This is a genomic window from Clostridium nigeriense (genome assembly GCF_050585245.1).
Lineage (GTDB): Bacteria > Bacillota > Clostridia > Clostridiales > Clostridiaceae > Clostridium > Clostridium nigeriense_A.
Genome location: NZ_JBNOOF010000020.1, coordinates 1 through 11,240, shown reverse-complemented (window position 1 = coordinate 11,240; position 11,240 = coordinate 1). Strand labels below are relative to the sequence as shown.

At 30.2% G+C, this 11,240-nt stretch carries 22 protein-coding genes; all 22 read right to left on the bottom strand.

The features are described from left to right. Nucleotides 1-66: 66 nt before the first annotated feature. Nucleotides 67-1,434 carry a terminase large subunit domain-containing protein gene (locus tag ACQPUY_RS17260; RefSeq protein ID WP_430843225.1) on the bottom strand — a complete coding sequence of 456 codons (1,368 nt, stop codon included), beginning with the start codon at nucleotides 1,432-1,434 and terminating at the stop codon, nucleotides 67-69. A 165-nt stretch (nucleotides 1,435-1,599) separates the two neighbouring features. Continuing rightward, complete coding sequence (locus ACQPUY_RS17255; RefSeq protein ID WP_430843223.1) at nucleotides 1,600-2,076, bottom strand: terminase small subunit; 477 nt, start codon at nucleotides 2,074-2,076, stop codon at nucleotides 1,600-1,602. A 79-nt stretch (nucleotides 2,077-2,155) separates the two neighbouring features. Next, nucleotides 2,156-2,449 carry a hypothetical protein gene (locus tag ACQPUY_RS17250; RefSeq protein WP_430843221.1) on the bottom strand — a complete coding sequence of 98 codons (294 nt, stop codon included), beginning with the start codon at nucleotides 2,447-2,449 and terminating at the stop codon, nucleotides 2,156-2,158. A gap of 302 nt (nucleotides 2,450-2,751) precedes the next feature. Further along, nucleotides 2,752-3,267 carry a transcriptional regulator gene (locus ACQPUY_RS17245; protein ID WP_430843219.1) on the bottom strand — a complete coding sequence of 172 codons (516 nt, stop codon included), beginning with the start codon at nucleotides 3,265-3,267 and terminating at the stop codon, nucleotides 2,752-2,754. After that, nucleotides 3,260-3,697, bottom strand: a complete 438-nt coding sequence (locus ACQPUY_RS17240; protein ID WP_430843217.1) for a hypothetical protein — start codon at nucleotides 3,695-3,697, stop codon at nucleotides 3,260-3,262. The genes ACQPUY_RS17245 and ACQPUY_RS17240 overlap by 8 nt, the downstream gene beginning before the upstream one ends. Next, complete coding sequence (locus tag ACQPUY_RS17235; protein WP_430843215.1) at nucleotides 3,698-3,874, bottom strand: hypothetical protein; 177 nt, start codon at nucleotides 3,872-3,874, stop codon at nucleotides 3,698-3,700. Between the two features lie 29 nt (nucleotides 3,875-3,903). Further along, nucleotides 3,904-4,074, bottom strand: coding sequence for a hypothetical protein (locus ACQPUY_RS17230; protein ID WP_430843213.1), 171 nt, complete (start codon nucleotides 4,072-4,074; stop codon nucleotides 3,904-3,906). Nucleotides 4,075-4,190: 116 nt separating this feature from the next. Beyond that, nucleotides 4,191-4,685, bottom strand: coding sequence for a hypothetical protein (locus ACQPUY_RS17225; RefSeq protein WP_430843211.1), 495 nt, complete (start codon nucleotides 4,683-4,685; stop codon nucleotides 4,191-4,193). Between the two features lie 9 nt (nucleotides 4,686-4,694). Beyond that, the gene (locus ACQPUY_RS17220; protein WP_430843209.1) at nucleotides 4,695-5,105 is read right to left on the bottom strand and encodes a single-stranded DNA-binding protein; all 411 of its coding nucleotides are present in this window, start codon (nucleotides 5,103-5,105) and stop codon (nucleotides 4,695-4,697) included. Continuing rightward, entirely contained in the window at nucleotides 5,098-5,610 is a 513-nt protein-coding gene (locus ACQPUY_RS17215) for an HNH endonuclease signature motif containing protein (RefSeq protein ID WP_430843207.1), read from the bottom strand. The genes ACQPUY_RS17220 and ACQPUY_RS17215 overlap by 8 nt, the downstream gene beginning before the upstream one ends. A 12-nt stretch (nucleotides 5,611-5,622) precedes the next feature. Beyond that, nucleotides 5,623-5,862: a hypothetical protein gene (locus tag ACQPUY_RS17210; RefSeq protein ID WP_430843205.1), complete on the bottom strand. Its 240-nt coding sequence runs from the start codon at nucleotides 5,860-5,862 to the stop codon at nucleotides 5,623-5,625. After that, nucleotides 5,862-6,179, bottom strand: a complete 318-nt coding sequence (locus ACQPUY_RS17205; protein WP_430843203.1) for a hypothetical protein — start codon at nucleotides 6,177-6,179, stop codon at nucleotides 5,862-5,864. The genes ACQPUY_RS17210 and ACQPUY_RS17205 overlap by 1 nt, the downstream gene beginning before the upstream one ends. After that, nucleotides 6,176-6,406, bottom strand: coding sequence for a hypothetical protein (locus tag ACQPUY_RS17200; protein WP_430843201.1), 231 nt, complete (start codon nucleotides 6,404-6,406; stop codon nucleotides 6,176-6,178). Before ACQPUY_RS17200 ends, ACQPUY_RS17205 begins: the two co-directional genes overlap by 4 nt. 85 nt (nucleotides 6,407-6,491) lie before the next feature. Further along, entirely contained in the window at nucleotides 6,492-6,902 is a 411-nt protein-coding gene (locus ACQPUY_RS17195; protein WP_430843199.1) for a hypothetical protein, read from the bottom strand. Between the two features lie 11 nt (nucleotides 6,903-6,913). Next, nucleotides 6,914-7,171, bottom strand: coding sequence for a hypothetical protein (locus ACQPUY_RS17190; RefSeq protein ID WP_430843197.1), 258 nt, complete (start codon nucleotides 7,169-7,171; stop codon nucleotides 6,914-6,916). Between the two features lie 12 nt (nucleotides 7,172-7,183). After that, nucleotides 7,184-7,963, bottom strand: a complete 780-nt coding sequence (locus tag ACQPUY_RS17185) for an ATP-binding protein (RefSeq protein WP_430843195.1) — start codon at nucleotides 7,961-7,963, stop codon at nucleotides 7,184-7,186. Beyond that, on the bottom strand, nucleotides 7,890-8,690 hold the full coding sequence (locus ACQPUY_RS17180; RefSeq protein WP_430843193.1) for a Lin1244/Lin1753 domain-containing protein: 801 nt from the start codon (nucleotides 8,688-8,690) through the stop codon (nucleotides 7,890-7,892). Before ACQPUY_RS17180 ends, ACQPUY_RS17185 begins: the two co-directional genes overlap by 74 nt. Nucleotides 8,691-8,705: 15 nt before the next feature. After that, nucleotides 8,706-9,542, bottom strand: a complete 837-nt coding sequence (locus ACQPUY_RS17175; protein ID WP_430843191.1) for a recombinase RecT — start codon at nucleotides 9,540-9,542, stop codon at nucleotides 8,706-8,708. A gap of 2 nt (nucleotides 9,543-9,544) precedes the next feature. Next, nucleotides 9,545-10,453, bottom strand: a complete 909-nt coding sequence (locus ACQPUY_RS17170) for a YqaJ viral recombinase family protein (RefSeq protein WP_430843189.1) — start codon at nucleotides 10,451-10,453, stop codon at nucleotides 9,545-9,547. Next, complete coding sequence (locus ACQPUY_RS17165; RefSeq protein ID WP_430843187.1) at nucleotides 10,454-10,621, bottom strand: hypothetical protein; 168 nt, start codon at nucleotides 10,619-10,621, stop codon at nucleotides 10,454-10,456. A gap of 9 nt (nucleotides 10,622-10,630) precedes the next feature. Further along, complete coding sequence (locus tag ACQPUY_RS17160) at nucleotides 10,631-10,876, bottom strand: hypothetical protein (RefSeq protein ID WP_430843185.1); 246 nt, start codon at nucleotides 10,874-10,876, stop codon at nucleotides 10,631-10,633. A gap of 13 nt (nucleotides 10,877-10,889) precedes the next feature. Next, nucleotides 10,890-11,171 (bottom strand): hypothetical protein, encoded by a 282-nt coding sequence (locus ACQPUY_RS17155; RefSeq protein WP_430843183.1) that lies wholly within the window; start codon nucleotides 11,169-11,171, stop codon nucleotides 10,890-10,892. Nucleotides 11,172-11,240: the final 69 nt, after the last annotated feature.

The following is an 11,240-nucleotide window of genomic DNA, read 5'->3' as shown; positions in this document are numbered from 1 at the left end:
GAACATTTAAATATTTAATTGCTGCTTTTGTTAACATACTTTTAAATCCTCCTATTAATCCCATATCTATTCTCCTTCATAATTTCCTATCTTTGCTCTAAATGGTATCCATGCATATTGAACACTATTAATAGTGTGGTCATTAGCATCTTCTGGTTCATACTTATCTTCTTTCCATGAATATGTTTCTAACTCTCTTATATGGTTAATACAATGGTCTAACACATAATAAAATATCTTTCCATTTGTATTAATCCACCCTAGCATAAAATGTATTCTATCTACGATAGTTACCTTTTTATAGGCATTTATAAAATTATATACACATGGATTTATCCTTTTAAATTTCTTTAACTCCGTTATAGTTGCCTGGTCTGCTGAATCTACAAATACATCCCTTGCAAGTCCCCATTCCTTTCTATTTCTTTCTAAGAAATTAAAAAACCTAGGAGCTATATCGCTAGGTGCCAATGGTATTGTTAAATCTTTATTGTTATATACTTCTTCATCTAATACTACTACTTCCTTTTTATCTGTAATACCTAGGAAAGTAAATGCAAATGTATCTGGACTTTCTTGTGAATATGCTGTATCTAATCCTGCTGTAAATTGAATAAATTTTAATTTCCTATCTTCTAATAGTTTCTTAATATTTTGTTTAGACTTTACATTATTCTTTCTTTCAAAATTAGAGAATATTAAACCTGTTGCTCTTCCTCTTAGCCCTAATATCTTATTCTTATATAACTTAGTACCTTTAGGAGCACTTAACTTCTTTTTCTCTATATCAGCTTCACTAAGACTTGCATTATCATAGAAACTAAAAAACCAGTAGGTCCAATTAGGCTTCTCTTCTGAATTGAGTTGCTCTAATATCTCTGCTGGTACATCTTTCTTATATTTCTCTAATGGTCTACAACAATTTATAAATTCATCATAGATAGGTAAGTTAGGATCATCTGGATTTAATGTCATCATCATATAATCATTTCTTGTTGATATTTCTCTTACGAACTCAACATTAGCTGTATTAACCTCATCTATAAGAACACAACCAAATTGAGAACCTAAAGCCATTTTCCACTTATCTACGTTGTCATAGCCTAATACATAGATTATCTTCTCTCCATTACTTGTTGTATATCTTATATGTGGTATTTTATTATCTTTATCACCATTACCGTTATACCTAACTAAATCTCCAAATACATCTATAATTCCATATTCTTTTTGAATTATATTCTTTTCTGCAACACCAGTAGTCTTAGCTGCTATAACATGCATTTTCTTTTTAGACTTAGCAACCTTTAGCATAAACTTAGTAATTCCTACTGTAGTTTTCCCTGCTGCTGTTGTCCCTTCAAGTGCTTCTACTGGTGCATTATGTTTTAAAAAATCTAGGTACTTCTTAGATAACTTATATTCATCTGACAATAGGAATCACCCCCTTAAAATTAAAATTTCGCATATATAGTTACGAAATAGTATCTTTTCATTCTAAAGTTTAGTTAAAGTAAACCAAATCTTATAATTTTATTATTTATAAACGGCTTAACTACGTTGTTTAAATCAATTTCGCTAAATTAGAATTATCCGAAATTACTCTTCATCTTCTCCTAATTGTTCTAATATAGAATCTAACTTCTTAGTTGAATTTACATTTACATTGCTATCACTTTCAACTTTATCTACAAATAACCTATATCTCTTACCTAATAACTCTGCTGCTTTATTTCTATCTTTTGCTGATATATCTTTCTTAACTATTCTTGCAGATGAACATCCTTCTCCTTCTCCTTCTACAACAACAACTTCTTCTTTAAGTTCATTTCTCATTACTGCTGTAAGGTATTTCATAACTTCTGTTGCATTAGCTATGCTTTCATCTTCTATTTTTTTAAGCTGTTCATCTATATAATTTTTAATGTTAGCTTTTGTTAGTAACTTACTCGCATTTGCTCTTGCTGCACTATCTTTCTTAACATTAGGATAAGCCTTTTTATAAGCTCTAGTAGCATTAAGGTCTACTAGGTATTCATTAGCAAATATCATTTGTTTATCTGTTAGCTTGGCCATTAATGCCACCTCCTTTTATATATAAAATAAAAAAAGAACCCTATTTTTATATCACTAATAAATAGAGCTCCTTTTATTTTTAATAATTTATGTAATTCACCTGATGTCTTTTATTTCTATAATTTTTCATTTTATCTTCTAATTCTCTTATTTTGGTATAAATCTCACTTGTTTTAGTATTATATTCTTCTTCAGTAATTTCATTAACTCTAAAAAGAAAATATAACTTTACTTTTTCTATTCTTATTCTATCTAATTCCTCTAAAGCTGAATTATACAAATTTTCATAATGCTCTATAACTTCTTTCTTAGCTTTTTCTATAACTATATCATCATCAATCATTTGCTTTAAATCATTTAACTTTTCAGCCATCTACTCACCTCCTTTTATTTAACAATTCTACATTTAATTGCTAAATCCTTCAAAAGCACCTACCATTTATTATGCTAAGTGCTTTTCTATGTTATAGGAGTATAAGAATTTATGAATAACTTTAGGGATCTGCAGGAGTTGAACCTACTTAAATCATTAATCCCACGTTACACCTAGCTTTTATACTAGGTGCTATATTTATAGGAGTCAATCACAATGAAAACCCTGTCCACGTTTCCACAATATAATTATAAACCTCAATACTTTTAAAAATTTCTCATGTTTTTCTCAAAACCTTCTCACTATTTTATGATATTCATAAAGTTAGCTATGTTTTCTACTATCTCTTCTCTAATTCTATAAACTGTTGCTACTGCCATATTCATTTTTTGTGCTATTGCTATAACTTTAGCTTTATCGCTATACTTTAGTTCCAGGAATCTCTTACTTTCTTCATTAAGCATATTTATATTAAAATCCATATTGCTTATATAGTTTTCTAATTCTCTTTTCTTTGCTTTAGTCTTTAATATTTGCTTAACTATCTTAACTCTTTCTCTTTCTAATCTTTCTATTTCATTTATTATTTCTTGCTCTGCATAGCTTGTACCACTAGGTGATGTCTGAACTCTTTCATTTATCCCTGGTCCACTTTGATAAGGATCTATTCTAATATTAGTATGTCTTATATCATATTCTATCGTTTCTTTATGATTTTCTAATCTTGCTATCTTTTCACTTAAACCATGTAAAGACTTCTTACTTTCATAATATCTATATAACTTTCCTTCTGTCTTTCTAAATAGTTCTTTATCCATCTACTTCCTCCTTTGCTATCATACAAGCTACTTTCCAATATGAATTTATTAAATCAAATTTATTATTAGGGAACGTTAATTTTCGATTATATCTTAATGCTCCAGTAACTTCATCTTGCGTACATATCTTTATAACTATATTTTCGCATGAAGTATATTCAATCATTACTTTACACTTAGCTTTATCCTCTATAAACTTTCTTAATTGCCCTTCTGTAAATAGTGGGATTGGTCCAATACTTTTAAAATACTTAAAATCTCCATTTAAATCACATTCTAAGTTATTATCTATTATCTCTACATCTTTGTATTCTAGTGGATCTTCATTGTAATAATATAAATCTCCATAATCACATTCCCACCAATCTAAAAATACCTTCTGTATTTCTGCTGGTTGTTCTTGAAATTGTTCCATTGTTATAAATTCCATCTATCTCACCTCTGGCTCATAAATTATCTTTTCTTCTATCTCTACTACTTTTACATTTAAGTAACCTTTTTTATGAAACCTATCTGCTTGTTGCTTAGCATTCTTCATTTTCTTTTTCTCAAAAGGTAAATGTATTACTCCATCTTTATTTATTTCTTTATAAGTTACTACTAGCATTTTTCTTCCTCCTATTTTTGAATGACGAATTACTGTTGCATTAAACAAATGCTACAAGCACAGTCAAAACAATCCCCTTCAAACCCACACTCTTCACACTCTTTTGAATGTTCTAACTGTATTTTACTTGGCTTGAAAACTATATACCCTTCTTTCTCTAGTAGTTCTTTAGCTTCTTTTATTTTAAAATTTTGATTCATTCTTAATCTCCTTCCCTTCGCAATAATTTCAATTTATTCTTTATCTCTCTTAGTAGCTCCATATACAAACACTAAATAAATTAATGCTGCTATTAACCATATAACCAACACTCTCATTATCCTACCTTATAAACCTCCCTTATCTCTTCCATTCTTCTATTGAATAGTTCTATTTCTTTTCTTTGATATTCCTCTAACTCTTCTAAGCTATTAAATGTTATCTCTCCTGCTATAACCTTATTTCCTTCTCTTATATAGCTTCCAAATTCACCTTCTAATTCAACTTTCTTTATCTTTAATTTACTCATAGCCTTTTCTCCTTTAACTTCTTCTTTACTTTCTTCTACCACTTGTCCGACATCAGCAATATGGTCCTCTTTTTCTAATTCCTTCTCTATTTGCCTTGCTACTTCTTTAGCTATCTTTTTAGCATCTTCTTTCCTAGTGCTTATATTGCTAGGTTTCATATATTCCTTCTTCCAACTGTTATAATATTTTTCTGCATCTTCATTACTTAATTCAAATTTTTTTGCAATATTTTTTAATAATTGATTCTTTTCTCTACTTGAATTCCTATTTAAGTATTTATATATTTCATCTATCTTTTTCATAAAAACCTCCTAGAAAGGACAATCCTCTGTATACTCTGGTGTCATATCATCATAAAAACCACCTTGGTTAAATTCATTGTTAGATGGTCCACCTTGGTTATTGCTGCTTCCGTTACTATTCCCTATAAACTCAAAGCTTTCTACAACTACATCTGTTGTATATCTCTTAGTTCCATCTTTAGCATCATATGAGCCAGTTTGTATTCTTCCTGCTATAGCTACTTGTCTCCCCTTAGTAAGATACTGTGCTATTGTTTCACCAGTTTTTCCAAAAGCTATGCAGTTTATAAAATCTGTTTCATCTTTCTTAAAAGGTCTTGTTACTGCCAAAGAGAATCTACATACTGCCGTACCTGTTCCTGCTGCAAAATTTAATGTCGGGTCGGCAGTTAAGCGACCTATTCCAATCCATTTATTCATTCTTCATTCTCCTTTTTCTTGCTTCACTTATTTTTAATCTTGTTTCCTTACTTCTTTTACTGCCTTTATGGTGTAAAATGGTATGCTCTGCATTTGTCATTATCTCTAAATTTTCTATCCTATTATCAGTTTTTATACCATTCTTGTGATGTACTATTTCATCTTTCCTTAATATCCTTCCTAAATGTTCACACATAATATATCTATGTTCCAACACATAGCCACTTTTATCTGCTAATGGGTGTCCTTTCTTTAGGATTAGTACATGTCCTTTCCTGTTTATTTTTCTCCCACCCTTCCAAGTTGGACACTTTTCACCTTCTTTAGATTTACTTCTAATAAGTTTATTAACTTCTCTATCTTTACTTAGTTTTAATCTACTTGCTTTATGTTGTATTGAGTTTATTGATCTATTTAAAATCTTTGATAAATCCTCATTACTTAAATAAGGATACATTCTTTTAAGTTTATCAATTTCATCTATAGTCCATTTCTTTTCTATCAAATAAGCCCCTCCTTATCTCATAGCCTTTATTTCTTGCTCAATTTCGTTTAGTTTCTCTTTAATGATATTTATATCCTCGTTATCCCTAATGACTTGCTGAGGTATAAATTTGAGTGCTCCAGTAAGTGTTGTGCAATAAGCATATGTTTTATATAAATCTTTTTCTCCATCTTTATCCTTACCTATATACTTCTTAACTTTAAATTGTCTTTCATCTGTTTCTATAAAATAATCTCCTAATTTAATTTTCATTAATCTATTTCCCCCTTATATAATTTCATCCATTCATCTAATGTCATTGTTACAAGCCACTCACTTCTATCTTTTCTATGAAATACTGCTCCTAGTTCATTCTCTTTCTTATCTGCCTTAGCTTGGCTTATAGCATCATATATATTAAGTCTTTCTACTCTCTTACATTCAATGTGTATACCAGGTAATCCAACTACATCTGCATCACCATTTGCACCACAATATTGTTGTCCTCGTCTAGTTTTATATCCATATTCTTTCAGCTTAGAAGATAGCTCTCTTTCTCCTCTAGCTCCTTTTTGCTTGCTATTAGTCATTTCAGTATCTCCTTATCTACCTTTATCCACTCTTTACCTTGCTTTAATTCCATATCTACCCAACCTTTAGCAAGTATATCTGTTTTCTTAAAACTCTCTTTATATTTCTCAAACTGTATCACTAAAAAATGCTTTGTTATTACTGCTATACTTCCTTCTCTTTTAGTAGGTAATCCTTTAAAATATTCATTTTTATATATTACTTTTACTTTATCTCCTATCTTCATTTCTTCACCTTCTTAATTCTTATTTGATTTTCATTTGATAATAGGAGCATATAACTATTGCTGGATTACTCCTATTCTCTCCTATCTATAATTTAATTGGTTTTACTATCTCTTTAACTGATGCTGAGTAACTTACTTCTATTTCTCTCGTCCACTCTAATGTCGCTCCACAATCATTACAAATTTCTTCCCCATCATCTTCTGAATACTCCCAACTATCTGATATTTCACACCCACATACAGGACATTTAATATCATCTTCACCATATGTTTCTAAATCTTTTATATCTTCATCAACTTTTAAATATTCTAATTCTCTTATGCTATAATTGTTACCTTGTTTACTGCAAATACAATAGTTTTTACCACCTAAAACAATTGATCTATTCCACAAATCAATATTTTCTTCAACATCTACTATTTTAAATATAGGAGTGTCTTCCCATTTTTGAAATATATCTTTAAAATCACTTGCTAAATATAATTTTATTTTCATAATATCCTCCATTAAATATCCGTATCTGTTTTATCTAAATATTCATTTATTGTTATCGGAGTTAATAATCCTTCATCACATTTTAATTGATTAGCTGCTATCTTTCTAAAAGCATTTTGCATATCCTTATAAACATTTTTTTCTACAATGTACTTCTTTACATCTTTAGCCTTTAAGCAAATAAATGCTTCTCCTGGATTCCCAAATTCATCTTCTGCTAAACCAACCTTTTTATCTACTCTATAACAAAATCTTAAATTTTTACTCATTACATATCCTCCTTATTCCTTCATAAATTTTCTTAATCTATAATTACACTCACCTTTAAATGTAAGGCTAAATCTTGGACCTGTTGTTTCTAATATCCGTCCTCCTAAAGCTTCATCTAAATCTAAAAGCATATTAGGAGTACATTCAGAACTTATTATCGTTGGTAAATAGTTAAGGTATCTATAATTAAGAATCGGGTATATATGCTTCATATCTGTTTCGGATAACTCTGCCATAATTCTTCCTTTCTTAACCTTATCTTTAAATAGATCATCTATAATTAATACTTTCGCCCTGGTATATCTATTTAATAGCTTCTCGTAATCTTCCTGATACATAGCTAATGCTTTAAGTTCTTTTATAACTTCTAAATAAGGCATATAAACTACTTGTATTTGCTTTTCTAATAGTGCTTTTCCTATAGCTAAAACTATATGAGTTTTTCCTGCTCCTGGTTGTCCTAATAATGCAAATCCATTTTCTCTATCGCCTTGGATTTCATCAAAGTTCATGATATAATCTGCTGCCTTTTCTCTAGCCTTTTGAGTTAGCTCATTGTAAGGTTTATAATCTTTAAGTAATTTTATGTCCTGTATTCTTACACCGAAGTTTTCCCATAGCCTACTTAAGTATTCTTCTGTATAGCAGGAGCACCTGGTATATGCTCCTTCTTCTCCTGCTATCCAAGTAGTATCTTTGCACTTAGAACACTTATAATTACTCGAACTCATATTGGCTCCATTTATCTTCACTTGGTTTAGTATCCTGTCTAGTGCTTCCATCTGTTCCATTAGCCCTCCTTTTCTCTAATATCCCTTTAACATAACTGTAAGTATGCTTTCCATTATTATCAGCTATATCTATAGCCTGTTTAACTTCTTCTAATGAGTACATATCTATATCAGCTTGTACTTGTTCTGCGATTAGAGGACTTATAGTTACAAAGCCTCTTTGTTGCATATATCTATAAATATTAAAATCACTACTACAACTATCTTCTTTATTGTTGTTTACTTTACTTTTCTTTTCTTTACTTTCCTTTTCTTTACTTTGGGGATTAATGTTGTCAGAAACATCTTCATTATTGGAGTTAATGTCAACAATAATTAAGTTTTTGTATACATTAACTATATTTTCATCTAAAAGTAGGTATTCCTTCTTCATTTCCACCTTAGTTCTACGCCCTACAGCTTCTAAATATCTGGCTTGAACCCCCTTAGAAGTAAGTATTTCCTTAGTTTTTAGGAGGTTGCTATCGAACAACCCCCATTTAATACAATCATTAATGACTACATTAATCGAGTTAATGTCAACATTAATTCTTTTGGAGAATAGTAATTGTTCCTTTTCAGTCCACTCATAGAAGTAGCTGTTCTTATAAATCTTCATTAATAGTTTTATAACTATAGCAAAACCTATTACTCCATGTTGTGCTTCTATGAGAGCGATTTTATCATCTTGGTCAATATCTACATCTAAAGGGAAATAATCTAATCCATTTTTTTGTGGTCTTGCCATTAAATCACCTACTTATTATGCTTCTTCAAAAGGTGTATCTTCAAAATTTTCTTGTACTGGATCTGTGTATTCAACATCTTCTATTACTTCACCTGTTTCAAAATCTATTTCAACATTATCTTCTTTCATGATACTATCCTTTACTGAGTTATTATCAGCACTATATGCTTTTTGCATTTCAATAGATAAAATACCCCACTTAGATAATAAATTTCTTAGAACCGTCTTTTTAGCCATACTATCAAAATCTGTTTGCCATACTCCATTTTTAAAGCTATATGTTTTTGAGAATTTCTTAGCATGAGATTCTACATCTTCCCTACTCCAGTAAACTGTCTTTTCAAATCCATTTAATAATTTAAAATACCCTGCATATCCTATAACTTTATCTGACTTCCTTTGAGTAAAATCAATTTCTACTTCTTCACTTAATGGATTCCAACTTATCAATTCACCTTCTCTAATTTCAACTACATTAATTGCTTTATATTGTCCTGTTCTTAAAGCTAATTGAATATATCCCTTATATCCCATTTGGAATTGTGCTTTAGTTCCATATGGTACTACCCATGCATATCCTAAGTTTTTATCTACTGGTAGGTCCATTGTTGCTGCTACCATACATGATGCTATTACACTCATAGGCTCACATTTCTTTAAATTAGTATCTGAATTAACTAGATTAACTATTGAACTCATATACTGTGGTGCTCTTTCACATAAAACCTCTTCAAATCTTTTCTTAACTGCTGGACTATCCATAAGACCTTTAACACTATTTGCTATTGCTGGAGCTTGTCCTACTCCTTCCTTCTTTGCTAATTGATTTTTTAGACTACTTGCTGTTGCCATAATTATTTATCCTCCTTGATATTAAATTTTCTACTTACACTTTCCTTCACTACTTTTTCATAAACTTCTGGATATTCTGCTTTAAGTTTTTTAGTGTCAACTCTATTAGATGAAACCTTCTTCCAACTCAAACTATATCCAGGAGCATATGCATACTCTGATTTTCCTATTTCAAACTTAATTTGATTCTCTAGTTCTTTTACTTCTGTTTCAAAGCTTTTTAATTGCTCCTTCATTTCTAAATAAGTTTTAATCTTATCTTTATATTCAAAGCCTAGTTCTATTGATTTACCTTCTTCAACATCTTTATATTTTTCTTTAATATACTTTTCTGCAGCACTAGATCCATCTAAAGCTGGTGGAGTTTTATCCTCTACCATTTTCCAAAAAGTTTTCTCAGCTTCAATAATCATTTGAATTAATTCTTCATCTCTTTGGATTTCTTTCCATATAAACTTTTGTCCACCAATTAATACTGCAATATATCCTACCTCTGCTCCTGTAACAAATAAGTAATGTTGTACTTGAAGTAAATAACTTGCTGGTACTTCATCTTCTTGCCACTCATTAGTTAAATATTGATTAGCAGTCTTACATTCAAGAATTGCATTTTCTCCTACAACTCTTCTATCAATGTTGGCTACCATAAATGGATAATCCTTATGTTTATAATGCTTTCTATCTCTTCTAACTTTCTTACCAGTTCTCTTCTCAAATTCTTTTGCAACTACTTCCTCAAGCTGATCTCCCCAATAAGCACTCTCACCTTGCTCTCCAACATCTGTTATTGGCTCTGTTTTCTCTAGATATACTTCAAATGGTGTTTTATACTTATTAACTCCTAGAATAGCTCCTACATCACTTCCACCAATTCCACATTGTCTTTCTTTAAGCCACTCAAGTTTATCCATTTACTTATCCTCCTTTGTATCAAAATACAACCTATCATCCATGCCTTCATATCTAATATTTGAAATATAGTAATCTTGGTTATCTGAATCATAAAGATTGAATCCTTCTTCATTAAGTATATTTATAATACTTATTAAGATTTTTAATAATACTTTAAAAGCGTTCATATTCCCCTCCTATAACTCTCTTACAGTTTCTCCTGTTTCTATATCGTAAATATCTCCATTGTCTATACCGACTTTATCTGTTAGAATATCATTGATTGTTTTGTTAGGCTCTTTCCCTTTATCTTGGTCGGTAAGGGATTGAGCTATTTCTTTTTCTAATTCTTCCCTTAGCACATCTTTAAGGCCTTCGCCTTTATCAACTCTGTCTTGTACTCTCGGAACAACGTTATTTATAATGTCTAAAATTAATCCCATAACATAATCCTTTCTAATAAGCTAGAATTACCTTTCCATCAATTTCTTCTTTTAAAATTTTTACAGTATATTTCTTAACATTGGCCTTTGGCATTTTGCCTTCTTTACGCAATCTTTGAACTTTGCTAGCAACTGTATTTTCTGTCCTGCCAAGTGCTAAACTCATTTCCTCCATTCCAATAATGTCATACCATTTAATAAGATATTCTATTTCATTTTCTTCCCAAGGTAAGCCTTGTCTATCATGAAGCTCTACATTATATTTCATTCTGCCTTGACTATCATATTCAATCACTTTTCTCACCCCTTTATAAGCTTGTCTATCTTCTTTCTAAAATAAGCTTTATCTTTAGTTTTATAAGTT